The sequence below is a fragment of the Pseudoalteromonas sp. BZB3 genome (assembly GCF_040104455.1).
GTDB lineage: Bacteria > Pseudomonadota > Gammaproteobacteria > Enterobacterales > Alteromonadaceae > Pseudoalteromonas.
Map to the genome: position 1 here is coordinate 401,019 of NZ_JBECOS010000009.1, position 23,998 is coordinate 425,016.

Consider the following 23,998-nt stretch of genomic DNA (forward strand, 5'->3'; position numbering starts at 1 on the left):
TTTAAATATTCAGTAATTCTAACTGTTTATTTTTAGGTAACTGCCTAATTAGTGATGCAGCTAAGCGAGCTGTATCACTTGATGGTGGATTTAAGTAATGTTTGAAGGCTATTGTGGTTACAAATGTTGCTCCACACTCTTTAGTATTAGTACATGTACAATATAAATCAGCAACACCCGCTGATTGATTCTCCCTCGATGTAATGATTGCTTTGCTTTCACAGTTAGGGCAATTCACTCTCATAACTCTGCACCAAATACCAAAATAAAGAACTGTGATTATATACAGTGGCTGTTGTGCTGGCAAACAACCGCAAGAATTGCTAGTAAGAAACCAAAGAGCCAAAAAAATCACTCCTCCTCGCCTTCCGCTTTCGCACAAAAAATGCGTCAAATTGACAAGCCTAGTGACAGCAATATTAAAGCTAAGCCAAGTAAATAAAGGATCTGACAACAAAAACAATAAGATCAGAATGTCAAAGTTGTGACATGTTTTGACATGAAAGGGACAACAAAGCCTTAAAAATCATTGTAAAAACTGAAAACTCAAATAAACTAAAATAATTATCAGTTAACTCATAACTATTTTATGAAATACCTATTTAAAGGAATGCAAACCCAAGAACGTTTTGAACTGCTTTTATCGCTTACTCGCATCCAAAGTGAGAGTGTGATCAGTGCGCTTAATGATTACCTGGTAAGGGGCATGGATAAGAAGGCTGCGGCGGTGATTAATGGTGTTGAAATGCCAAATTTTTCAGCGGCTTTAACAAAGCTTGAACATAAAGCTGCAATTGTTGAGAAGATAAAAGAACTAGATAACGTTTAATTTGGTTATGTATAAATTTATTAAATAGCTGCTGCAAGTGAAAGCGGCCATTAGAAAATTATTTTGAAGCACTGTTCTTATCTCCAGTTTCTTTGTGTTTCTCCTATAGTCATGAAAACGACCCATTGGGTAGTTTTTACCTTTTTCATAATTTCTATATTGATTAAAAGTATATCTCTAGCAACAAGTTAGTTAGTGTGATAAAACTGGTACAATGACAAAAACGACTCAATGTGTCGATATTAAATTGTTAGAGCCTTACAATCATCTTCCACAATATAGGTAAATAATGGAATTAGAATTACTAAAAGAACTCTTAGGTACAGCCGGGTTGGGCGGTTTTTGTATTGGGGTTTTATTTCTTTTGTTTAGAAAGATTATCGGGGCAAAGTTTTTTTCAACAATGTCAAAGGCTGATTCATATAAAATCATAAATAAAATTGTGATGTTAACTTGGTCAATTGCTGCTCTAGGTCTAATCTTTTGGTTTGTTCTGCAATTTAATGATAAAGGGAACTCCAGCAACGCTAAAACAGTAATAAAAGGCCACGATCAACTAGAAATTGTTCTCAAGAAAAGAGAAGAAAATAAACCCAATCGTAACAACCCTAACTACACACTTGAAGTTGATATCGAGTACGCACAAATAAATAATCTAAAAGATAAAGGAATACAAAAAATCATAAATGACACGCTCATTGAGGATGTAGGGGCAAACAAAGATTTTCAAGAAGAAGACTGGTATTACCGAGTAGTATCTAAGACTATAAAAGGCAATCTGCTGAGCGTTGTATCAGAAGGAAGTTACTATTATCACGGAGCTGCTGGTGCAGGGAATGTAATTACCAGCACAAATCTAAACATAAAAACAGGTGGAAGAGTAGAATTTAAAGACCTATTCGTATCTGGCTATAAAAAACAGCTTGACACCCTCACATTATCTGAATTGAAAAGAAATGACTTTGGGTCATTCTTTGACGGGCTAAATGACGATCAGTGTTACTATTTCACAGATGATTATTTAACCCTTTGTTTTGATGAATATGAAGTTGCTCCTGGTGCCATCGGTGCAGTGACAGTCGAAATACCATTGGTAAAAATTCGCAATATTGTAAGCCTTAATGGGCCTCTGGCTAATGCAATATAAACGGCTCTAATAAGTGTGTTCAGGTGACGCCTTCGGTGCACCTGACGCAAGCGTTGTGGCTGTAGAATTACTCGAAAATGAAAATTTCAGCTTTAAATTTATGTGTAAAGAGTGCATAAAAGTAGTGTTTTAATAGGAAACTGCCTCAGATTTCACGTAGAAACGCGTTTTGAGGCTTAATTTTCACAATTTTTCTGACTGTTTTTTTCGAAAATAGAAATTCTAAAGTCTCGTTAGCAGTTAAGTCATACAAGGTCATATATGGATAAAATTCTTGAATACATATCAAAAGAGTGGGCGGTAATATCTCAAGCACCATTCGCCTTTTTGATATTAGGCGCATTGATGTTCGCACTTGCTTATTTAGCAGCTAAGTGGAAATTTATGGTTCTTGTTGATGAAGTTAAAGCAAAAAATGAGACCTTAAAAGAAAGGTTGCTATTGAAAACTGAACAAGCAGAGTCATACAAAGATAGAGCCTTAAAATATGATGAAAATATTCAACAAGTTGTTGGTTCAGATGAAATTATGCTCAAGGACAAAACTCTTGAAGTAGTTAAAAATCTTCGTGACTTCATAGAAAGGCACAAAAGAGAAGATGATCGGGTAAGTAACCTAGAGCGTTCAGCAATGCGTGAAGCAAATACAGAAGAAGACAAAAATAAAGCCTGGGAAAGAAATACTAGTGAAATCATGAGGCTTTCAAATGACAGAAATGCTGAGTATGACCGTAGATTTAGAGTAGATGCAATGCTTCTCAGAGATGAGCTTCGAAGTCGTTTACCTAATTACGAGCCATCAGAGAGAGTTCATGACATGATGTATGAGCGCCCAACAAATTATTTTGGATTCAATGATGTAGCAAGTGATTTGGAGCGAATGGCAAAACTGCTAACAATCCATTCAAGGTGATTTATAAACGCGCGCCGATTTCGCTTCGCTCCATTTTGGTACACGTTCACTCACAGCTTAATGTAGTGTTACGAATAATAGTTATTTGCACACATGGGACTATCAGATCTTATTTGGTCCCATCATTTAGATCCCAATTTAATCCCTTTATTTTCTTAACTTCACTTACTCACGCCTTTCAGTTTCTCTACTGTACGCAGGCCAGCAAGGCCGAGCATTGCAAGAGTAAGCTCAAGCATTACTGCAAGAGGTATTTCAGGCTTGCCCATGTCAGGAAAGAGCCAAGTAAGAAGAGGGTTGATCACAAAGGCAAATAAAAAGCCTAAGCCACATACCCACATTAAGAAAGGTCGAGCACCCGCAACAAAAATGCTGCGGTGTGCTGCCTGTACTTCATTCACTTTGGTTTGGGCCAGTTGCGGTCTTTGCGCTAGTCGTTGTTTTACTGTCTCAAGAGTTAACTCTTCTTCTTTGGAGGTAAACAACTCGTCGAGTACATCACCCACGGCTTTAACTGGCTCTGCGGTACCAACGTTAAAAATGTTTGATAACCAGCTCATCACTTCCCCCTAAACTTATTAATCATGTTCATTGGATCTTTACTAAATCTTTGCCCCAAATTATTAAGGCCATTAAACAAGTGCGGGGCCAAATATGCACCCACACCAATAAAGCCAGGTCGGGCGCTTTCGGCTACTTGCCAAAAGTCACAGAAACTCGATACCAAGTAAGCCGCAAGCAATGCCATTAGAGCGTTAAAAAAGTAACGACCAAAAGTAAACGCGTGGGGCGATAAGTAGAGTTGAATGGCAGCTGCAGCCATACTGATTATCACAAATTGCACAATCTGTTTAAGGTGCATAAAGTCCATCATTCGGCATCCTTGCTTGTAGGGTATAAGTCAGAGTATTCAGGTATCGCAAAATCAATGTGTAAGTTGCTTGGCAAGTAACGGTTGATACCTTGCATAGTTTGCTGAAGGGGTACCACTTCATTGTTGTAATAAGCCCGGGTAATTTTGTCTAAATCACCAAAGCCCGGTGAATCGCCAGAACTTTGACCGCTTAATGCTTCTTGTGCACGGTGCATGCTTAACATGTCGTTAAGGGTGATTTTCTTAATGCGTTCAAATTCGTCTTTGGTAGATATGTCGCCCACTGGGGTGATCTTAATCGACTTTTCTGCATCGGCTTTGTTGCTGCGAAAGTTAAAAAACAAACTTCTAAAGTTACCAACGCCTTTACTGTCTTTAATGGCGCTTTTTAATTTGTCCTCGTCCTCAACACTTAAATTTGGGTCGGCCATGCTGAAGATAAAGCCCATGTGTGCACCGTTCTTGTAATAACGGCGCCTAAATAGTGTGGCGTCTTCATTGAGTAATGCGCTTTGAATGCCACCGTAGTATTCGGGTATGCCGTAAATGCCTTGTGCTGGGTCATACTCTTTAATATGGATAACTTCACCAACTTTAAACTTAATAGGCTCAATGCTACGGTTGGTAAGTTGAGCATAAACACCACGGTCAGTGGTATAGCGCATTGTAAGTGCGGGTAGGTGTTTTAGCCTGATAACTTGCCCAAACTTATTTTTAATTACTTGTAAGTAGCCATTGCCCGACCATAAAAAGTCGTAAGCAAACTTTTTAAACGCGTCGTTGCTGAGCACAGAGTTAGTTTTAAACCACTTTAAAATCATGTTGCGCTTAAAGCCTAATATTGGCCCATGCTGCGCGTTCACTCTGAGTAATTTAACTAGGCCCATTAAACTAACAGGTGGCTCGTAAATACCATTTATATCGGCAAATACGCCCGTGTAATCTGTTAGTCGATTATCTAAAACTGGTTCAGGATCACCAAAACTAAACACATCACTCATGCCTGTGTAGTTTGGTGTGCTGCCAGCTTGTACGCCTTTCATCCTTGGCTTTTTCATTAAGCTGCTATTCCTACTGTGGTTTGACGGCCTGCACTATTGCCATCGAGAGGTTCAAATTTCATGGCATGCATAATTGCCCAAGCAAGATCAGCATGGCCCGTTGTTTCGGTTCGATTGGTTGCGTATGTGATTTGGTCGCCCACAACTTTTCGGCGAATGTTTATAAATGAGCTGGCAATGTTTACCGCGTCTTTGTCGTATTCAAAGCGACGGTTTTTAATAACGTTTAAGGCCTTAATGACCATTTGATTTTTAATGATTGGGTTGTAATGAATAGGCTCAGCATTCGGGAAGAAAGCGGTTATCAGCTCCCAAACACCATAACCAATACCGGTTGTATCAACACCAATATGTTGCACGTTATATTTATGAGTAAGCTCTTCAATTTCGCGAGCCATTGCCTCAAAATCGTTGCCGCTTAAATCGAGCGTTTCAAGCAGCCTAAATTTCTCACCGGGTTGCATTGGCAAACTTAAAACGGCAACACATGCTTTGTCGCCAAAGCGGGCAGGGTCAAAACCAATTACCACAGGCTTTAAACCAAATGGGCGCTCGTACTCTTCGTCGAAGTCATCCCATTTGCTTGAGTCTCCCACACAAGCCATAAGTTGCTTTAAATTAAACGCCGAGTGTGCATCGTCGATAAACTTACACATAAACAAGTTGTCGAACTCGTCTTGTGAATATTCGTTTTCGAGTACTGATATATCAATGCGGTCAAAGCCCGAGTTAACCACATCATGCACGTTAAGCATTTGTCGCCAAATGCCGTCTTCACATAAGCGACCTTCTTTTAAAGCTTTATGGCTGCAATCAATAGCAAATTCGGGATCGTTACATGCTTTGGTTTTGCGGTACCACTTACCATTCCAATGATCATAGGCTTCATGGCTGGTAACACTGGGCGTACTGAAGTAAGTAATGCGTAAATGCTTATGCGTTGCCATTGCTTGAGCAAGGCCACGAAGAGTTTTGTATTTGGGGATCCAAAACACTTCGTCTATGTATAAGTCACCACTTTCTGATTGTGCTGTTCTTGCATTAGTCGACTTAAAAATAAGTTTTACTGTTTTGCCGCCTTTTAGGTTTAACACCATGGGCGAGCCTGTGAGCTCAATATTAAAATGCTCACGCACCATAGCAATTATGTTGGCTTTAAAAACTTCTGCCTGGTCACGCGATGCTGATATAAATATCTTATTGCGGCCATTCACCACGGCATCATAAAACGCTTCAAATGCAAAGTAGAATGTGGCACCAATTTGGCGCGGTTTTAATATAAAGCGGCTGCGGTGATCTTGGTTCTCAAACCAATGTAATTGGTGTGGGTAAAGTAACTTATCTTTAAGTTCGTTGAGCATTTCAACGGTAATGCTTGAGCAGTCATTTTTTTTATTTTTCTTCTTTTTATTTCGACTACCATTAGAGCTTGAGCCTTCGGATTGACCATCATTTGCGGCGCGTTGTTTAGGAGCGGTAGCAAGTTTACTTTTATTGAGTGCGCAAAGCTGACGAGTACAAAAATCAAGTTCTTTATAATCAGCTTCACTTTTATCTGGTTTATCAGTAAGAATATTAATGCGGCGGCTAAATGCCATTTCAGCGTTATAGCTTGGGCACATATCGACCCACTTGCCATCATCGGCCCAGCGTCGAATGCTTCGAGCGCTTGGCATGTTTGGCAATTCTGCTATTTCATCAAATGTGTAGCCTTTTACGACAAACAAGTCTTGTGCTTGTTTGCGTATTTCTGGCCCATACTTTGGCTGCATCCTGCGCCCCGTGTTTTCATCCATGTAGGGCAGTTTAAGGGCAAAAAAAGCCTAAATCGTGTACTTAAATTCCTATAAATTCCTAAAACTCAAATATAGGAATTTCTAAAAAGTAAACCGCTCGAAAAGTGCAAAAAGTGGGTGCAAACTGCATACAACTTTTAAATAGATATGCACTAAACGGGTTAGCAATGCCAGGTCAATTACGCACAATTCCACTTTCTATCGCCGCTGTTGGTTTAACAGTTGATGGTCGAGAAATCGAAGAAAAAGACGTAAACGATATTGTCGAAACCTATAACCCAAATATGTATGGTGCGCGCATTAACATTGACCATTATGCAGATTGGTCTGGTTGGAAAGCTGAAACCCTATCATCATTAAAATTAAATGGCGGCATGCTGGGTGATGTGATTGAAGTCACAAGCGAAACCAACAAAGACGGTGTACAAGTTTTAAAAGCCGTGCTTGCACCAAATGCTAGTTTTGTGCAGTTAAACCAAGCCGACCAACATGTTTACTTCTCAATTGAAATTGATCGGAATTTTAGAGGCACTGGCAAAACCTACTTAACAGGTTTAGCCGTAACTGATTACCCAGCCAGTGCTTACACATCAAGAGCAAAATTCAGTAAAGAGCGTGGCATAGAGAACAAGGATGTTTCTTTTCTTCGTGCTGATCTTGGTTTGCATAGCCAAGCCGACAAGCCACCGAAAAAGCCATTTTTTAAAAACCTATTCAACAAGGATGATGACACCATGCCTTTAACTAAAGAAGACAAAGCAGAGATTGGTTCAGCAGTAGCCGAATCGCTTACACCACTTTTTACTCAGCTCAACACTTCATTAACTGAGTTCAGTAAACAAAATCAGCAGGAAGCTGGCGGCCAACAGGATGAAGACCAGGGCAATGATGCCCAAAACCTAGAGCTGACGGAGCAGCTCACCCAATTAAATGACAAGTTCAGAAAACTTGAAAACAAGTTTAATGAGCTTGTAACCGATGAAGCCGACGACACCACCGAAGCCGACGACGAGCCAACTGGCGACGACGGCAAATATAGCAACTTACTGTAAGGAAACAGCAATGCGCACTAAAACAACTCAAATCTTTAATGCCATTTGTGTGGCGCTTGCAAGCAATTACGGTGTTGCAAGTGTGTCTGAAAACTTCGCGGTAGAGCCGACCATTGAGCAAAAGCTTTATGACGCGGTGTATGAATCGGCTGAGTTTTTAACTCGCATTAACCATGCGCTAGTTGATGACTTAGTTGGTCAATCGGTGTTTATGTCTTCGAGTTCGGGTGTTACTGGCCGTGCTGGTGTAGACGAAGACGGTAACAACGAGCGTAAAACCAAAGATGTGTCGGGTTTAACCAAGCGCGAATACCGTTGTTATGAAGAAGAAATCGACGTGCACTTAACCTGGGCAAAGATGGACGCTTGGTCAAAGTTTCCTGATTTTCATAACCGCTATCGTAACCATGTTCGCCAACAAAAAGCACTCGATATTATCAAGATTGGTTGGCACGGTATCAAAGCCGCACCGATTACTAATTTAGCTGATAACCCAATGTTAGAAGACGTAAACATTGGCTGGTTGCAACTGGTTCGTCGCGATGCTTCAGAGCGTGTAATTACCGAAGGTGAAACGGCGGGCGAAGTTCGCATTGGTGAAGGCGGCGACTACGAAAACCTTGACTGTGCTGTGCATGACTTAGTTCAAGGTATTCCACTGCATAAACGTGTTGGTTTGGTTGCCATTATTGGCGATGAGCTGATTGCTCAAGACAAGGGTAAGCACTACGCCAAAAACGCCCATACACCAAGCGAAAAAGACAAAGTTGAAATGGCGCAAGTGATCAACACTTATGGCGGTTTACCGAGCTTTCAAGTGTCGTTCTTTCCTCAACGCGGCATTTTGGTAACCAGTTTTGATAACTTAAGTCATTACATTCAGTCGGGTTCAACACGTATGAGCATTGAAAATAACCCGAAGAAAAAGCGTGTTGAAGATTACGAGTCACGTAATGCCTGTTACTACGTCGAAGACCTAGAAAAGATTGTGTTCATTGAATCTGACTCGGTAAAAATTCACAAAGATGCAGATGATAACTGGTCGTAATTTCCTTTGGTTGTAAAGCGATTGCCGCTTGATTAAGCAGTACAAGCGGCATTTTTTAAAGAGTGTTTTTAAATGAGCCTAGTTAAACGAGCATTAGCCAAATCAAAAAGCGAAGTGCCAACAAGCGCAGTGAAAACGAGTGCACCCGCAAAGGTGAACCAAAGCGAAAATCAGCAAACTGAGTACGCGTTTTTTAAAGCGGCAATTAACTCTGACTTGGCTCAACTAAAAACATTTGGCGATATTTGCGACAAAGCAGATTACAAAGCCAAAGCAATCGAGAAGAACGATTATTTAGGTTACATAAACCAATACCGCTTAAGTGGTGATAATCACCCAAACCTTGTTTTGGCATGGGTGTTCATTTGGTTAGTCGATCTTAAACGCTGGGCACAGGCCATTGAGTTATTGCCACTGCTCATTGAACAAAAGCAACCATTGCCTAAGCAGTTCAATACTAAACATTGGCCGACTTTTTTAATCGACCAATTATATGACGATGCAAATTGGTATCTACAATCCGAAAGTACGGTTGATGAGTTGGCAAAAATTGCTTTTGTGTTGCATCGGGTAATTGATTCGACACAGCACCAAGATTGGGCGGGTAGTGAGATTGCAGGCGGCAAGCTTTACGCCATAACGACCAAAATTGAAGCGACAATGCATAACTACGGTAATGCCTTACGGTTTGGGCAACTTGCTCAAGAGATTAACGACAAAGCGGGTGTAAAAACCTTAGTCGCTAAATTACAAAAACAGCTCCAACGCCAGTGAGCAACTTAGCTTAACCAGTTAACGCAAAGCGATTGGCTGCTTAAGACTAAGTGGCGCTCACCCAAATTTAAACGAGGGTAATATGAATTTATCAAACATGCCTAAAGCCGACCAACAAGCCCACGACCAAGTGGTTGCAGGTAATGGCTATTACCCCGATTTAAGCACAGCCTATTTTATCGAAAACTTTGCGCTGCCAAGTGAATACTCAAATAAAACAAATGTGATCAGAGATAAGCTCAAAGCCGCTCAAGCTGAGATAAATCAAGAACTCGATAAGGTAATGCTCAGCAATGGCGAGGCTTTAAACGCTCAGCAAACATTGTTTTATAAATTGGCCGTGTATAGCAAAGCCAAAGCAAGCACCTTAATCAGTCGTTTGAGTAATACCCACAGAGACAATGCAGCGGCACAACAACAAGCAAGCGTTGATAACTTCGATTATTGGCAACAGCAAAGCATAAACAATGTGCGCTTATTAATCGGCTTAAGCCCCACAGCAACGGTTGAATTGATATGAGCCAAAGCAAAATAGCCAAGCTAAAAACACATTTACAAAGCGCCCAATATCAGGGGCATTTGCTAGCTCTACCAGAGCAGTTCGATTGCTGGATTGAGGGCGGGGTGATTGAGCCCAGCTCTAAGCGTATTAATGGCAACGGCATATTGGCCGCACGGTTTACCTATAGCGGGGTGATCTCAATTAATCCATGTGCAGCGCCCGCCCCATTAATTTGTGCATTTGCTTCTTTTTGGTTGCAAAACAACGGCTCAAAAGATGACAGCGACAGCATTGAATTTAGCTCAGATTTAAACGACGACAACAGCAATGAGATAGAACTTCAGATTGAAGCGCTTAGTGAAGATGTGGTTTTGGTAGAAGCACCGAGCGGCCCATTTGAGTTAAATGGTGTTCGTTATGACTTTGGTGAACAAAGTCTGTGGATTGCTGAGATGTTCACCTTAGAAGGTGGAATAAGCCGTGCTTAATATGCAGTTCGACAAGGGGCAAAGCATTGAGCAACTGACTTTGCTATCGCTGAAGCCTCGCAAACGTCGAAACATATTAAGAAGTGTGATCAGAAGCGTCAGTAAACAAAGTAGAAGGCGCATTACTCGCCAGCAAGATTTAACAGGTAAGCAGTGGCAAGGTAGAGCAAACGGTAAGAAAAAGAAAATGCTCACCAAGCTTAAAAAACTGATGAAAGTACGCTTTGGTCCTAACAACGCCCATGCTTATTTTAAAGGCCGTAAAACAGGCAAGATTGCAGCAGCGCACCAACAAGGCGCAAGTTTTGATGTCACGCCAAGCAAACGTAGCGGAAAACAGAGTAAGCAAGGCATGGCAACACGCGGTATTGCAAAAGCATTGATTGCAGCGGGTTATAAAATCCCGCGTAATCGGGGCAAGGGTACCAAAAGGCCCAGTATTAAATGGATAACTGAAAACCTCACGCTCAATCAAGCGGGGTTTCTACTCAAAGAATTAAAGGGCGGCTCAGGTAAGAGCAAATGGCAAATTGATTTGCCCGCCCGCTCTTTTTTAGGTGAAACGAAAAAAGAGCATAAACAGCACATGAGTTTTATTTTAAACAAAGCCATGCAAGTGGCATGAACAAGGATCGATTATGGCACAAGGTAAAGTTTCGGTTGCCGCCATGCAAACTGGCAGCGGTGCGACCAAAGAAGTCGAGCGCACATCGTTAGTGATTGGTGCAGCGCCAGCAAATAATGGTGTAATTCAAGCAATCAATGCACAAAGTGATTTTGACACACTTTTTGGTGATGCAGATTCACCACTAAAAACACAGCTTAAAGCATGGCAGCGTAATGGTGATGACCTGGTAAGTGGTTATGCCATTTCTCACGGTGCTGGCGAGAATATTTTAGCGCTGATTGATAAAGCCATGGAGCAGGATATTAGCCCTGAAATCATTGTGATTTGTACGCCAGTTACAGGCAAAGCAGAAGTTGAAGCATATCAGGCTAAAAACCTCGAAATCTTAAACAAGTATGCGCGTTATGTTCGCACCCTTGTTGCCGCCCCAGGTTTGGATGGTACTCAAACCTGGTCAGAACTAGTTACAGCCTTAAACCCATTAGTAGATGGCGTAGTGGGTGATCGTGTTGCCGTAGTGCCTTTGCTAATTGGTGACGAATTGGGCGGTGTGTTAGGTCGTTTGTGTAAGCGCTCAGTGACCATTGCTGACTCTCCAATGCGAACACAAACAGGTGCAATGTCGCTGATGCTTGCACCAGAAGACAGTGCGGGCGAACCACTGACTAATGCAACCACAGCTGCACTTGATGCATTGCGTTTTAGCTGTGTTCAGTTTTACCCAGACTTCGATGGCACTTACTTTGGTGACGTAAATATGCTCGACGCTGAAGGTGGTGATTTTCAGCAAATCGAAATTGGCCGAGTTGTTGATATGGCCGCTCGCCAAGTGCGCATTAAAGCCATTTATGAAATTAAAAACCGTCAGCTAAATAACTCACCAACGGGCATTGCTTACGGTAAACGCAAATTGGGCAAACCACTATTAGACATGAGCAAATCAGTCAACATTGGCGCTGATAAGTTTCCAGGTTTAATTGATGCACCTAAAGACGACAGCATTAGCTTGACCTTTATGGATGAAAAGCACTTACACGTTGTGTTGAAGGTGAAGCCAATTGACTCACCAAGCACAATCACCGTTGGCATTATGTTAGATCGCTAAGGACAGATCATGACTAAAAAAGTATTAGGCGGAAAGGATTTTGATTGCTTCATGGGTAACTCCATGGTGCATGTTGTTGAAGCCAGCGTAAAAATTACCGATGGCCGAAAACCAAAAATGGTGCGTGGTATTCCAAAGGGCTGGATTGATGGCCCAGTGGAAGCCGAAGTAACGTTAAAACTTGATCACGAAAACTTCTTATTGGTGCAAGCACAAGCACAACAGGCTGGTAGCTGGAAAGGCATTGAACCTTTTGATGTGGCATTTACTGCAAGTGTTGCAGCAGGTGATTTAAATGTAGAAGCCTTTGGTTGTATGCCGCAACTTGAAGAGCTTTTAAATATTAAAGCTGAAGGCGGCGAAGAGAATACCTTCTCTATAAAATGCCCGATCACCTCACCAGATTTTGTGCATATCAATGGTGTGCCTTATCTCACCGCTGATGAAGTGAGAAACCTGTAATGCGTGGCCTTGGCAAACTCTTAGTCAAACTTAGCCCGCAAGTGTTACTCAGTGCCATGGCGCTGAGTAAACACAAGGTATTCGAAGGTGAACTAAACCTAAACATTATTGGTATTCGTGCCGCCAATACCCGAGCGAATACTTTTAATGACTTAATTTGTGTGCTGTATCAGCAAAACGGTGAGTGGCAACTTAAGCAATTCAAAGCCACCACTGATGCGGGCCTTTATTGGCGTAAACACCCAATGAACATTGACGGAACAGCGGTATTAGTTGCGGGGCAACATCTTGGCCTTTGGACGTTTGGTTTTCATCAAGGCAAGTACAAGGCCCTTGTTCAAAACAAACCTGTTTTAGTGCTTCGTGATAACGATAAAAACACCGAGCTTGAAACCGACCTAAACGCCGCAACGCTTCAAAGCGGTTACTTTGGCATTAACTGTCATCGAGCCAGCGAACACACCGAATCAAAGCAAGTCGATAAATGGTCGGCGGGTTGCCAAGTGTTTGCGAACCCCGACGACTTTAACAAATTTATTAATCTTTGTGAGCAATCGGCTGAACGCTATGGCAATACCTTCAGCTATACGTTGCTTGAACAAAACCAACTAAAAGAGAGCAAGGAACATGCAAACTAAACAGATTGTGATTGAAACTGGTGAACAAGAATTTACTTTTAATGTAACGGGTCAGGCTTACAACAAGTATCTAAACAGCACGACACCGACTAATAAAATTCAGCCAGCCACTAACTTTTTGTTAGCCACGGTTGAAGATGCTCAGAAAAAAGATCTCAAGACATTGTTACAACAACCAGGTGCCGCTTTGCACATGGTCGGCACTGTGATTGAAGACTATACGCCAGAGTTTAATTTCTCAGTAAAAAAATCGAAGAGCGAGCCAAGCGAATAAAGCAAAACCGCTTAGATCAGTTATTTGCTTATCACGCCAAACACTTTGGCAATTTGCCAATAACTGACGAAAGCTTGGCGCAAGCGCTCTTTATTGAAACTCAGCAACAGGAGTCGTTAAAGGTTGCTGTAAACAACGGCATTTGCATGGCACTAAACGGCGAAGAGTAAAACACATGAGTTCACTCAGTAAAATGGACAAGCTGCAATATTCAATAGGCCTCATTGATAAAGTCACTGGGCCTGTGAATAAGATCATAGCTAAAATAAACCAACTGAGTGAACAAACAGCCAGTGCCAAAGAGCAATTAACTGGCGGGTTGATGAATGCAGCGGGCGGAGCCATGATGCTGGTCGGCTCGCTGAATCCTGCTATTGAAGCACAAGCCGCTTTGGGTGAAGTACAATCCCTTGATGTGTCTAACCAGGCACTGACACAACTCAATAACACCGCAATGAATTTTGTGAGTAATTACGGTGGTAATACAGCCGAAGTTATTCGCAGCTCTTACGATATTCAATCGGCAATCAGTGGGCTTACGGGTAAAGAGCTGGCTCAGTTTACCGAGTCTTCAGCCATTCTTGCCGAAGGCACCAAATCTGATGCCGCAACCACCACTGACTATTTCGGTACCATGTACGGTATTTATCAAGACACTGCCAAAGAGGTGGGCAAGTCGGAATGGGTGCAAATGCTAACAGGGCAAACCGCCGCCTCTGTGCGCATGTTTAAAACAACGGGCTCAGAAATGGCGGGCGCGTTTAGCACATTAGGTGCTGAAGCAAACTCTCATGGTATTACCATGAATGAGTCAATGGCCGTGTTAGGTCAATTACAAGCCACCATGTCAGGCAGTGAAGCGGGTACCAAATACCGTGCGTTCTTAAGTGGTGTAGGTAAAGCCCAAGAAAAACTCGGTATACAACTGACCGACTCACAGGGTCGTATGTTGCCAATGGTTGATGTGATGAATCGCATACATGAAAAGTTTGGGATCATAGATACCGTGGCAGAAAGTGACGCATTACAAAAAGCCTTTGGTACCAAAGAAGCCGTGGCGCTTATAAAGCAACTCATGCCCCAAGTAAGCCAGCTTGAAAACAACATAAACCAACTTTCTAATATTTCAGATATGGGTGTAGCCGTTGAAATGGCCGACGCCATGGGCAGCGCGTGGGACAGATTCGGCGGGTCGCTTAATGCGGCATTGGTGAGTATGGGCCAAACCGTGTTGCCAATAATTGAGCCTATTGTTGATTTGCTCGCAAAGCTTTTACAAGGCGTGGTGTGGTTAACCCAAGAGTTCCCCGTTTTAAGTGGCATTATTGGCGCGTTTGTTGTGGCGCTTATTGGCGCAATGGTGATCATGGGTACCTTCAATACCTTAGTGGGGTTATATCGCTTAGCCATGTTGCAAGGTGCACACGCCACCCAACTTGCCAGTATTTTCTCTAAAGCCTGGTCGGGCGCATTAGCGATTCAAACCGCAGCCATGAAAGCCGCGAGTTTTGCGGCAGCTAACTATGGTAATGCCTTGTCATTTGTGGGCGGCATGTTAAGCCGAATGCAAAGCATGAGTGTGGGTGTATTAAGTTTAATCACGGCCAAACTGGGTGCAGCAGCCAACGCAGCATGGGGTTTTTCAGCCGCATTATTTGCAAACCCAATAACATGGATAGTGATCGGCGTAGTCGCTGCCATTGCCGCAGTATCAGCGCTGGTTTATTACTTTGATGAAATCTCAGCGGCGTTTAGTGAGTGGGCCGACAATTCAGCGATCTGGACAGGCATGAAAATCGCCTTTGATTTAATCACTTTACCGCTGCAAATCATTTGGTACCTGGTCAAGTCTATCGGCTCAGCGATTTATGATTTTGTTGCCCCAGCATTTGGTTTTATTAGTGAAGTAGTCGGCACAGTTACTAGCTTTATTACTTCGGCATTTATGGCCGTGTATGAACCCATCGCCGCAGTGTTCTCAGGCATTGGCGAATTTATCTCAAGCGTATTCGATGGCGTATTTTCAAAAGTAAGTGCGTTCTTTAAATTCTTCAGTGATATATCTGCCAGTGTCACCGGCTTTTTAAAGTCTGTGGCAGAAAATGGCATTTTAAACATGGTTATCGACTTCTTTAGTGATGATGAAGAAGTGCAGAAAATTAGCAAACAGCCAAGCAAAGCGGTTCAAGCGCTAGAAAGCACAACACATGCAAACGCTATTCAACACACTATAACCGCTAACCAAGCAGCAGACTATGTGATCCCGAAAGTTCAAAATCACTCACTACAAAGTTTAGAGCAAGCACAATCAAACAAGGTTGTGCAGTTCTCAAGCTTGCAAGCTGGTAATAGTGCAACTAATCGAGTGCTTGAACAAACCCAAAGTGGTGTTTTGTCTTCTCAATCGACTCATGTTTTACCTAACAATGTTTTTCAGCTCTCAAGCTCGAATGCATTAGCTCAAGCAAACAACATTGTACCAACTAACAGAGTTACTAATGACTATGCTGCAGCAAGCGATAGGGTTCACGATTCAGTATCGAGTAAAGTTATAAATGACTATGTTGGCCATAGTGAAAAAACCAGTCAGTTTGCGTCACAATCTACATTACAAAATACGTTAACTAGCACAGTTGATAATTTTACTAACACACCTGTTTCAAAAGTAAGTGAAGTAAATCAATCACTCCCAAGCAATGTGATCCCACTTAATGCACAAGTTTTATCTAATCATAATGAGTCACCAAGCAATCATTATGCACTGGGCGCACAACAAGCTTTAACCCAAAACACACAACTGGGTTATTTAGATCACGCAATTACCAACAATGCCCAAAACCAGATTATTGAACAAAGCGCTCAGTCATTAGAACAAGAGCAAACCGAGCTAAATAGCACTTATGTTGCCAAGCCTAAGCGCTCAGCCTTTTTACAGCAGCTTGCAAAAACCAACAATATCAGTACCAGTAATGCAAGCAGTGACAACTCTAAGAGTGTGCATATTGAAAGCTTGACGGTAAAAACCGATGACATAGCCCGCACCTTTGAAGATGTGATGGAGTTAGCATCATGATGAACTTTGATGATATCAACTTACACATAGACTTTGCTGTGGTCGAAGGGGACTTTGTATTAAATGACTCGCTGAACCCCAGTACTTTAAAAGCCGCTGATACCATTGCCCAAGATATCAAACACCGCATTTTAGAAAGTGGTTTATTGGTGCAGCTTATTGGCCTTCGTAACCAAAACGGCATTAGACCCATATTAACTGAACTTGAATTGCTCGTTGAACAAGACAACAGGCTTAAACCAGGTTCAATAAACATAATAAAAAACGATAACGGATTATCAATTGAAGCTAAAACCAGACAGTACGGGGGCAATTATGAAATTTAAGTCCCTGATGGAAAAAGCGGGTTTACCACTGACTGAAGAACAAGCCGCCGAGCAATGGCGGGCTGAACTTAAAAATCAAAATATCACGGTTGCCAATGACTCACCCTTTGGCCCGTTCTGGCGAACCATTGAAGCGCTGATCACAAAACCTGTGGTGAAGTTATTTAACTGGATTGCGCAAACGCTAATGCCTGATCTCTTTATCATGACTGCAAGCCGTGAGGCATTAATTGAAAAGCATGGCCCCGCTCGCAATGTGTTTATTCAAACAGGGCTAAAAGCACAAGGCTTACTGACCTTTACCAGAACAAACAGCGAAGGCGAAAGCGCCATTGTTGAAGGGTCTGAAGTTGTTACCGATGTGATTGGCGGCCAAGTTTATAAATTGGTTTTGCTGCAAGAAGCGTATTTTAAAGACGGACAAAGCACAGCCTATGCATTGGCTGAAGCGGTTGAAGAAGGCGCGGGCTTTAATTTGCCTGAAAATGCCTATCGTTATTTTGCTGATCAACAAGATGGAGTCACTGTCACCAACTCTGCAGATTGGTTACTAAGACCAGGCGCAGACAGTGAAGACACTGAAAGTTACCGTAACCGCATTCGTAATGTGTTTGGTACCGCAGCACGTTGGCATATTAATTCTGTGTATAAACAGATAATCGCAAATTTTCATGTGCCCATTGATAACATCGAAATTGAAACGCAAGCCCCAAGAGGACCAGGTACCGCAAATGCCTATATTTACCTTGATGTGGGTGCGGTGCCTTCAGCGCTATTAAGTGCCATTAATACGCATATTAGAGATAAAGGCCATCATGGTTTGGGTGATGACTTTATGGTTTATGCCATGCCCACCCAAAGTTTTAATGTGGTGGCGCAATATTCATTACATACAGAGCAAGACATAAACGCTGAATTAACCGCGTTTATTGAATCAGCTTTTAGAAAAAATGCCGCTTATAAACCAACCCGCGTTGCACATAACAGTGAGTTTTCAATTAGTCAGTTGATCAGTGAATGCCACGAAAAGTTTGAGCAGCTTAAATCTATCAAATTCAACATTGATGACATTCATGCTCAGAACTGGTTGCCCGTGCTGGGCAATTTGGAGGTCAAGCGTGTTTAAGTCTGACGGCGTACAAATCGCAACTTGGTTAAACAAAGGCTATGCACAAAAGCTAGTAAAAGCCGCGTCAGGCTATTGGAATAAAACCGCCGAGTTTGTGATGTGGGCAGTAAACCAAAAAGAAGCGCAACAAAACGCAGAGCCTATTTTAAGCTTTTTAGCTTGGGAGCGCTTAACCGATAAGCTCGACAACGAACCTGTGAGTTTATATCGAAAGCGGGTGCAACATGCGCTGGTAAATACCATTGAAGCGGGTGACTTGGCAAACATCAAAGACGTATTTGCCCGTTTAGATATCGAAGTACTCAATGTACGTGAACGGATCGACGGACGCGACTGGGATATTATTGCTTTAGATATCAGCGATACGGCCTTAGCTAAAAATAACAACTTACTACCTGAGATTATTCAATTGTATGGCCGTACTTGTCGACGCTATGAATTTACCGTGCATAACGTGGCCGATGTGTTTTTGTCTTTAGGTGAAACCCATGTGCAATGGGACAGTTGCCATGTGCCACACGCTCTGTATTTAAAAGCAGATAACAAAGCCGAGCAGCAATATACGCATGGCTTTACTTCATTACAAAATGGATCAAGCTCAGCGCCTTTGCTACCAATCGAACACGATGTAAAACACGGCCTTGAACTTGAACAGGTGTATCAGTTTATCGGGCTTGATAACAAAGTGAGCAATACCGAGTTTTTAGCCACCCATTTAACCGTACAGCATACGCTTCATGCACAGCATAAACACGGATTTATTAGCAAGGAGGGCGGCATTAGCACCGCCAAATTATTACCGCAAAAGTTATGAGCGAAAAGTTATGAGCGAAAATATAACAGGGATTTTAACCACCGCAGGGAAAAAGCACATTGCCACCCAAGCTTTAAATGATAAGGGCTTAGGGGTTAAAGAGCTGGTCTTTGCCAACATACCAAACCTTAATGAAAAGGCCGAGCGTAACCCAAACGAAGGCATGCCGCCAAGCTTACAGATTGTGCATCGCCGCAATATCGACGTTGAAGGTAAAGTGGATGATAACACCGTAGCTTGGGCGGTCATTCTAGAGCAAGACATTGGCGACTTTGACTACAACTGGATTGGTTTAGTGACCGAAACAGGTTTGTTGCTTGCCGTTGATTACTTGCCAATGCAGCGAAAACGCAAAGGGGTAAACAACGTACATAACCGCTCGTTTGTGCTCAAATTTGCAGCCGCCGCAGCACTGGCCCGAATCACCATACCCGCCCAATCATGGATGTTTGATTACTCGCCACAGATTGATGCGCTAAACGCGCTATCACTGACCACAGCAACCGCGCAAGTAAATAACATGTATCGCACATTGCGTAACTTCTTCTTAATGTCAGATTTTAAAGTATTCAACAAGGAACTAAAATGAGCATTGAACAAATCAACGATATCGTTAAAGCGGCAGACCGAGTAGTAACTTCGGTAGAAAACAAAGCTGCCGAGATAGATTCCAAGGCAGCAGCACTAGAAAAAGACTATAGCAGCAAAAAGGATGCACTTGTTCAGCAAGTACAGGAAAACTCCGCGCAACTTGCAATCGTAGCATCAGAAGGCTATAGAAAAGCAATCGAAGACGCGTCAGGTGGCCGTAATACTGTAGTAATTGACGAGCAAGATAACCCAAATGTCATGGTGCGCATCCCACGTTTTAATTACGAAGACATCAACCAAGCAATACTTGATCGCCTTGGCGTTGACTTAATGCTAGGCACTGGTACACCTTCCATGTTCCAACGTAATGGCGAACAAATGGGCGAAGTGCTCATTGCAAAATACCTAGCATCATCAGGCGCAAATGGCGGCTGTTCGGTAATTGGTGGTGCGCAACCCCGCACATCAGTGAATTACGATGTAGCAAAAGCGCTGTGTAACAATAAGGGCGCAGGCTGGCACATGATGAGCATTCACGAATGGGCTGCAATCGCACTTTGGTCACTAGCTAATGATACCGTACCCCGCGGAAATACGAACTACGGTCGCAGTCACGAAAACAAGCTAGAAACAGCGCGTCGTAGCGATGATGGCATACCGGGAGATGCGGCAGGACTTTCAAGAACCGACACAGGTAAAGGCCCTGCAACATGGTCGCATGACCACACAGAATGGGGCATTCAAGACCTAGTCGGTAACGTGTGGGAGTGGCTAGATCAAATGATGTTAAGTGAAGGTCAGGTAATTACTACGCTAGATAACAACCCAGAAATCGTAGAGGAAAACTGGATCAAGCATTCAGCTTATTTTGATTCACCAGTCGCAAACACAGAAGGCACCGGCAGCGCTGGATCGCCAGTGCTTAACAGCGCAATTACAAACCGTAATGGGCCAGCAAGTGAAGATAGTAACGACAATCCGTATTTAACAAACAGCCATTTTGCAGCTATTACAAAATCAGAAACGTATCAAAAAATCGAGATTTTACGCTGCTTGCTTATTGAGTCTGAGTCAACCTCTACTGTGAATGGTGCAATCTACTGCCGAAATTATGGCAGTAGATTCCCGCTGCGTGGCGGCAACTGGGGCAATGGCTCGAGCTCTGGCTTGGGCGCGCTCTACCTTAACTATGGCCGTTCGGATGCGAACAGTAGTATCGGTTTTCGTCCCGCTTTCTTTGCGTAATTGATTATTGAAATTTGAATCCCGGGCGATAGCCCGGAAATGACATAAAAGGAGATTAATTTGACCGCGCTAGCAATATGGGACATGCAAGCCATGCCAACGCACACAACATAAAGCTAAAGTTATTTAAAGCTCCATTTAAAAGGTAAAAGTATGTTTAAATATATCTACAAAGGCGCAAGCCACAGCAACACAAGCGCTGAGTACATGCAAAGCTTAGGCATGGACCAAGAGCAAATTGACTCAGTGCTTAATCAGCAGCAGTTTGAGCTAGGCCAGAATGCTGAGAAGCGTAAAGCTGCCTATATAGCCGAATCAGACCCGTTATTCATGGAAGCGCAATTCGACGGCACGGCCCAGTCGCAGCAAAAATGGCAAGATAAAGTAGCCGAAATTAAAGCACGTTACCCATTACCTGAAAATGCATAACCTCACACTTTGCTTTAACCAAACCGCCGCCCCTTGCACCATGCAAGCGGGCGCGGTTTTGCTTTTTAAAGCCCTAAGAGACGATTCACGCATTGATAAGCCGTCAAGCTTTAACGGTTTACTCTTATCTTTAAGCGCAACAACTCCCGCAGCACTGGCAAGCCAACTTGAAACAATAAACGATTATTGCCCTATAACCGAGCTAGTTACTTGCCAACACTATGCCCAAAGCTTGAGTTCATTAGAGCAAGATAAATTCACAATCTATGAAGGCCAAAGCCTAGAATGGTGTGAGCATAGTTTGCAAAGCCTAAAGCCATTGCAACAAAAAAAAATTGCTGAAGAACTGGCAGAAGTGGCCGAGCAGGGTAGAAGCTTAATCACCAACATTGATGACGCATTTACCCAAGTCACAGAATTAAAAGCCGCACGTAACGAGCGACTAAATCAGCCTTTTACAGCAAGAAACACAGGCATTGATAATCGCATACTGATTGCGGGCAGTGCTGATGCATTGGCAAGGCAAGTTGAGCAAATGGGCGATGACTCACCATATTGGGCATTTTGCTTGTTCGTAGGTGAACTAAGCGAGCTGAATAAAATCAAGGAAGTACTATGATTGCCATTGATGGCTGGCAAATACCAGGTTATGACACCCAAGTGAATGCAGGGGTAAAACTGGCGGGTGGTGATATGTCGGGCTTTGGTTCATTTGCACTGAGTTCAGACAATGGCGTAAAGCCAGGTGTTTTGACCGTAAAAACTAAAATTGCCCATGCTGATGAAAACGACTTAGCCGCTCTCATTACCAAAGCCAAAGCGCTCGACGAAAATGGTGCACGGGTAACCTATACCGTAAACAACGCTTTAGCTGAAGCCTATAAAATTCGCAAAGCCAAATTTGACGGCGAAGTAAAAGCCACAGAACTAAACGAAGTGAAAGGCTGGCAAGTGACGTTTAAATTACTTGAAGTGCGTTCAATTTCGGAGCGAGAACAGCAACAGCTTGATACAACCGCAAACCAAAACAGCCAAGCTCAAAGCACTGAGTCACACACACAAATTCAGCAGCAGTTTGAAAACATCGAGGGGCCATAAATGAGCACCCGGTTATCAGATTCACTGACTATTGGCGGCAGCCCTGTTACCAATGTTATCAGTAAACAAGTACAACTCGATTTATACAGCGCAGGCCGTGCCAAGTTTGAAGTGGTCACAGAGCAAGAACCCAGTGGTGTAGTCGAATTGCATTTAGGCTATGAACTCACAAACATGACCCCGTACTTTTTAGGTGTGATTGAATCTAAGCACCAAGCCAATGGCCGTTGGTACCTAACTTGTCGAGAGCTATTAGGCGCACTGGCATTTCAATCCGCTCTATCAATTCGTCATGCCACCATAAACCAGATATTAAACGCGCTAGATAATCGACTCGAGTTTATAACCCCCGATGCCGATTACATGCAAACTACATTGCCCATGTTTTGTCATGCGGGCACAGGCATTCAAGCACTCAAGCAAATAGGGCAGTGCTGGCAAATCCCCGAGTTTATTTATCAGCAGCGCCCCGACGGTAAAATCTATGTGGGCAGTTGGCAGCATAGCCGATGGGCACAAACCACAATTGACGATTACCCCGAGCATTCAATAAAAACAACCAGCTCAACCACGGGCGAAGTAATCGCAATACCAAAACTTAGACCAGGGCTAAAACTAAACGGGCGTTACATACAGGAAGTAACCCTTCAAAATGATAGGATGCAAATACAATGGTCAAACAGGCTGTTAAGCGCTTAATACTTCGCCACTTTCCAGAGCTAGGCGAGCGTAAACATTTACCGCAACTTGCAAGAATCGAAAACATTTACGATTTGCCAATCAATGGCAGCAAAATCAGCACACCATTTAGGCCATACAAAGCCGCTGATATTCAGCCTATAAACCCACACACCTATGCGCCTTTGAACGTGCCAATCTTTGAGCAAGTCACGTTAGCCACAGGCCAAGCAAGCGAAGCAGGGCTAATCAACGAGCCAAAGCCAGGTATGTTTTGTTTAATTCAATATATCGACGGACTAAACAGCGCCCCCATCATTACCAGCATTTTGCCATGGCAAAGCTTGGTGCCAGAGCATAAACACACCGATGTCAGCTTAAAGCAAAATAGTCGCGCTCAAATAAAAGGCAGCAACGGCAATTGGCACATTGAAACCGATGGCGATATCACCCAAACCAGTGATACCAGCAAAATCGAAGCAAGAGCCCGTGACGAAAATTACCACCAACGCACCTGCAGCATAGACACAGACGACACTTTAAAAATAGACGGCAATCAAATAACCGAAGTCATGGGCGCACTAAAAACCATCGTCGGTGAAAAGGCGTTACTTGTTGCCCTGGAAGGGCTCATGCTAGGCACTCAAAAACAGCTAGATATCAAAGCCCATGAGAATATGAATTTAGAGTCACTTCAAACGCTTCACGCCAAAGCCACAGAGCTGGCAAAATTAGAGGGTGCAACGGTTTGGCTAGGTAATAACTCAGTCAATGCCGTTCAAATATTACTCGACCTTATTAACCTGGTTAAAGACTTAAGCGCCAGCCTTGAAAATCATGGTCATAAATCACAAGGCGCAGGGCCACCCATTACCAAACCCGAGTTTACCAACCACAAAAACACAGCTGATGCATTAAAAAGCACTCTAGAGCCAGTGGTTGAATGACTTTTGCACAGATTTTGTTTGAAAGCTGTGCATAGTTGATCAAATACCAAAATTAAATATACTGTTTGTATATACAGT

Annotated in this window: 29 protein-coding genes; 24 read left to right on the plus strand and 5 right to left on the minus strand. The window is 42.9% G+C overall.

Annotated features, from left to right (window positions below; translation table 11 throughout):
* Nucleotide 1: 1 nt before the first annotated feature.
* Nucleotides 2-244 (minus strand): ogr/Delta-like zinc finger family protein, encoded by a 243-nt coding sequence (locus tag ABMY35_RS09930; RefSeq protein ID WP_349286062.1) that lies wholly within the window; start codon nucleotides 242-244, stop codon nucleotides 2-4.
* 345 nt (nucleotides 245-589) lie between these two features.
* Here ABMY35_RS09930 and ABMY35_RS09935 point away from each other — a divergent pair, with 345 nt between their 5' ends.
* From ABMY35_RS09935 to ABMY35_RS09945, 3 genes are all read left to right on the plus strand, one after another.
* Nucleotides 590-829 carry a PapB/FocB family fimbrial expression transcriptional regulator gene (locus tag ABMY35_RS09935; protein WP_349286063.1) on the plus strand — a complete coding sequence of 80 codons (240 nt, stop codon included), beginning with the start codon at nucleotides 590-592 and terminating at the stop codon, nucleotides 827-829.
* Nucleotides 830-1,118: 289 nt separating this feature from the next.
* Nucleotides 1,119-1,976 carry a DUF3298 domain-containing protein gene (locus ABMY35_RS09940; protein ID WP_349286064.1) on the plus strand — a complete coding sequence of 286 codons (858 nt, stop codon included), beginning with the start codon at nucleotides 1,119-1,121 and terminating at the stop codon, nucleotides 1,974-1,976.
* A 261-nt stretch (nucleotides 1,977-2,237) separates the two neighbouring features.
* Complete coding sequence (locus tag ABMY35_RS09945; RefSeq protein ID WP_349286065.1) at nucleotides 2,238-2,888, plus strand: hypothetical protein; 651 nt, start codon at nucleotides 2,238-2,240, stop codon at nucleotides 2,886-2,888.
* Nucleotides 2,889-3,049: 161 nt separating this feature from the next.
* Here the strand turns inward: ABMY35_RS09945 and ABMY35_RS09950 are convergent, their stop codons facing one another.
* Genes ABMY35_RS09950 through ABMY35_RS09965 form a run of 4 tightly spaced genes read right to left on the minus strand, consistent with a single transcriptional unit; the run spans nucleotide 3,050 to nucleotide 6,595 of the window.
* The gene (locus ABMY35_RS09950; protein ID WP_349286066.1) at nucleotides 3,050-3,448 is read right to left on the minus strand and encodes a 3TM-type holin; all 399 of its coding nucleotides are present in this window, start codon (nucleotides 3,446-3,448) and stop codon (nucleotides 3,050-3,052) included.
* A complete protein-coding gene (locus ABMY35_RS09955; RefSeq protein ID WP_349286067.1) occupies nucleotides 3,448-3,762 on the minus strand; it encodes a hypothetical protein in 315 nt (104 codons plus the stop codon). The genes ABMY35_RS09950 and ABMY35_RS09955 overlap by 1 nt, the downstream gene beginning before the upstream one ends.
* Entirely contained in the window at nucleotides 3,759-4,820 is a 1,062-nt protein-coding gene (locus ABMY35_RS09960) for a phage portal protein (protein WP_349286068.1), read from the minus strand. The genes ABMY35_RS09955 and ABMY35_RS09960 overlap by 4 nt, the downstream gene beginning before the upstream one ends.
* Nucleotides 4,820-6,595 carry a terminase family protein gene (locus ABMY35_RS09965; RefSeq protein WP_349286069.1) on the minus strand — a complete coding sequence of 592 codons (1,776 nt, stop codon included), beginning with the start codon at nucleotides 6,593-6,595 and terminating at the stop codon, nucleotides 4,820-4,822. The genes ABMY35_RS09960 and ABMY35_RS09965 overlap by 1 nt, the downstream gene beginning before the upstream one ends.
* A 191-nt stretch (nucleotides 6,596-6,786) precedes the next feature.
* On the opposite strand from ABMY35_RS09965, the gene ABMY35_RS09970 reads away from it, so the two are divergent.
* The 21 genes from ABMY35_RS09970 to ABMY35_RS10070 all read left to right on the plus strand — a co-directional run bounded on the left by ABMY35_RS09970 (nucleotide 6,787) and on the right by ABMY35_RS10070 (nucleotide 23,920).
* A complete protein-coding gene (locus tag ABMY35_RS09970) occupies nucleotides 6,787-7,671 on the plus strand; it encodes a GPO family capsid scaffolding protein (protein ID WP_349286070.1) in 885 nt (294 codons plus the stop codon).
* Between the two features lie 10 nt (nucleotides 7,672-7,681).
* Nucleotides 7,682-8,719, plus strand: a complete 1,038-nt coding sequence (locus ABMY35_RS09975) for a phage major capsid protein, P2 family (protein WP_349286071.1) — start codon at nucleotides 7,682-7,684, stop codon at nucleotides 8,717-8,719.
* A 72-nt stretch (nucleotides 8,720-8,791) separates the two neighbouring features.
* Nucleotides 8,792-9,493, plus strand: a complete 702-nt coding sequence (gpM, locus tag ABMY35_RS09980; RefSeq protein ID WP_349286072.1) for a phage terminase small subunit — start codon at nucleotides 8,792-8,794, stop codon at nucleotides 9,491-9,493.
* Between the two features lie 82 nt (nucleotides 9,494-9,575).
* Nucleotides 9,576-10,013, plus strand: coding sequence for a phage head protein (locus tag ABMY35_RS09985; RefSeq protein WP_349286073.1), 438 nt, complete (start codon nucleotides 9,576-9,578; stop codon nucleotides 10,011-10,013).
* A complete protein-coding gene (locus ABMY35_RS09990) occupies nucleotides 10,010-10,483 on the plus strand; it encodes a phage tail protein (RefSeq protein ID WP_349286074.1) in 474 nt (157 codons plus the stop codon). Before ABMY35_RS09985 ends, ABMY35_RS09990 begins: the two co-directional genes overlap by 4 nt.
* A gap of 1 nt (nucleotide 10,484) precedes the next feature.
* A complete protein-coding gene (locus tag ABMY35_RS09995) occupies nucleotides 10,485-11,108 on the plus strand; it encodes a phage virion morphogenesis protein (RefSeq protein ID WP_349286127.1) in 624 nt (207 codons plus the stop codon).
* 13 nt (nucleotides 11,109-11,121) lie between these two features.
* Nucleotides 11,122-12,216 carry a DUF2586 domain-containing protein gene (locus ABMY35_RS10000; RefSeq protein ID WP_349286075.1) on the plus strand — a complete coding sequence of 365 codons (1,095 nt, stop codon included), beginning with the start codon at nucleotides 11,122-11,124 and terminating at the stop codon, nucleotides 12,214-12,216.
* 9 nt (nucleotides 12,217-12,225) lie between these two features.
* Nucleotides 12,226-12,678 carry a phage protein gene (locus ABMY35_RS10005; RefSeq protein ID WP_349286076.1) on the plus strand — a complete coding sequence of 151 codons (453 nt, stop codon included), beginning with the start codon at nucleotides 12,226-12,228 and terminating at the stop codon, nucleotides 12,676-12,678.
* A 56-nt stretch (nucleotides 12,679-12,734) separates the two neighbouring features.
* Nucleotides 12,735-13,316, plus strand: a complete 582-nt coding sequence (locus ABMY35_RS10010) for a hypothetical protein (RefSeq protein ID WP_349286128.1) — start codon at nucleotides 12,735-12,737, stop codon at nucleotides 13,314-13,316.
* The gene (locus ABMY35_RS10015) at nucleotides 13,306-13,590 is read left to right on the plus strand and encodes a putative phage tail assembly chaperone (protein WP_349286077.1); all 285 of its coding nucleotides are present in this window, start codon (nucleotides 13,306-13,308) and stop codon (nucleotides 13,588-13,590) included. The genes ABMY35_RS10010 and ABMY35_RS10015 overlap by 11 nt, the downstream gene beginning before the upstream one ends.
* Before the next feature lie 175 nt (nucleotides 13,591-13,765).
* Nucleotides 13,766-16,663, plus strand: coding sequence for a phage tail tape measure protein (locus ABMY35_RS10020; RefSeq protein ID WP_349286078.1), 2,898 nt, complete (start codon nucleotides 13,766-13,768; stop codon nucleotides 16,661-16,663).
* On the plus strand, nucleotides 16,663-16,989 hold the full coding sequence (locus ABMY35_RS10025) for a DUF2590 family protein (protein WP_349286129.1): 327 nt from the start codon (nucleotides 16,663-16,665) through the stop codon (nucleotides 16,987-16,989). The genes ABMY35_RS10020 and ABMY35_RS10025 overlap by 1 nt, the downstream gene beginning before the upstream one ends.
* Nucleotides 16,979-18,115 carry a baseplate J/gp47 family protein gene (locus ABMY35_RS10030; RefSeq protein WP_349286079.1) on the plus strand — a complete coding sequence of 379 codons (1,137 nt, stop codon included), beginning with the start codon at nucleotides 16,979-16,981 and terminating at the stop codon, nucleotides 18,113-18,115. The genes ABMY35_RS10025 and ABMY35_RS10030 overlap by 11 nt, the downstream gene beginning before the upstream one ends.
* Nucleotides 18,108-18,932, plus strand: a complete 825-nt coding sequence (locus ABMY35_RS10035; protein ID WP_349286080.1) for a hypothetical protein — start codon at nucleotides 18,108-18,110, stop codon at nucleotides 18,930-18,932. Before ABMY35_RS10030 ends, ABMY35_RS10035 begins: the two co-directional genes overlap by 8 nt.
* A gap of 10 nt (nucleotides 18,933-18,942) precedes the next feature.
* Nucleotides 18,943-19,521, plus strand: coding sequence for a phage tail protein (locus ABMY35_RS10040; RefSeq protein WP_349286081.1), 579 nt, complete (start codon nucleotides 18,943-18,945; stop codon nucleotides 19,519-19,521).
* Nucleotides 19,518-20,768 (plus strand): SUMF1/EgtB/PvdO family nonheme iron enzyme, encoded by a 1,251-nt coding sequence (locus tag ABMY35_RS10045; RefSeq protein WP_349286082.1) that lies wholly within the window; start codon nucleotides 19,518-19,520, stop codon nucleotides 20,766-20,768. Before ABMY35_RS10040 ends, ABMY35_RS10045 begins: the two co-directional genes overlap by 4 nt.
* Nucleotides 20,769-20,921: 153 nt before the next feature.
* Nucleotides 20,922-21,197 carry a hypothetical protein gene (locus ABMY35_RS10050; protein ID WP_349286083.1) on the plus strand — a complete coding sequence of 92 codons (276 nt, stop codon included), beginning with the start codon at nucleotides 20,922-20,924 and terminating at the stop codon, nucleotides 21,195-21,197.
* Between the two features lie 58 nt (nucleotides 21,198-21,255).
* Nucleotides 21,256-21,816 carry a hypothetical protein gene (locus ABMY35_RS10055; RefSeq protein WP_349286084.1) on the plus strand — a complete coding sequence of 187 codons (561 nt, stop codon included), beginning with the start codon at nucleotides 21,256-21,258 and terminating at the stop codon, nucleotides 21,814-21,816.
* A complete protein-coding gene (locus ABMY35_RS10060; protein ID WP_349286085.1) occupies nucleotides 21,813-22,295 on the plus strand; it encodes a hypothetical protein in 483 nt (160 codons plus the stop codon). The genes ABMY35_RS10055 and ABMY35_RS10060 overlap by 4 nt, the downstream gene beginning before the upstream one ends.
* A complete protein-coding gene (locus ABMY35_RS10065) occupies nucleotides 22,296-22,994 on the plus strand; it encodes a hypothetical protein (RefSeq protein WP_349286086.1) in 699 nt (232 codons plus the stop codon).
* Entirely contained in the window at nucleotides 22,967-23,920 is a 954-nt protein-coding gene (locus tag ABMY35_RS10070) for a hypothetical protein (protein ID WP_349286087.1), read from the plus strand. The genes ABMY35_RS10065 and ABMY35_RS10070 overlap by 28 nt, the downstream gene beginning before the upstream one ends.
* Nucleotides 23,921-23,998 lie beyond the last annotated feature (78 nt).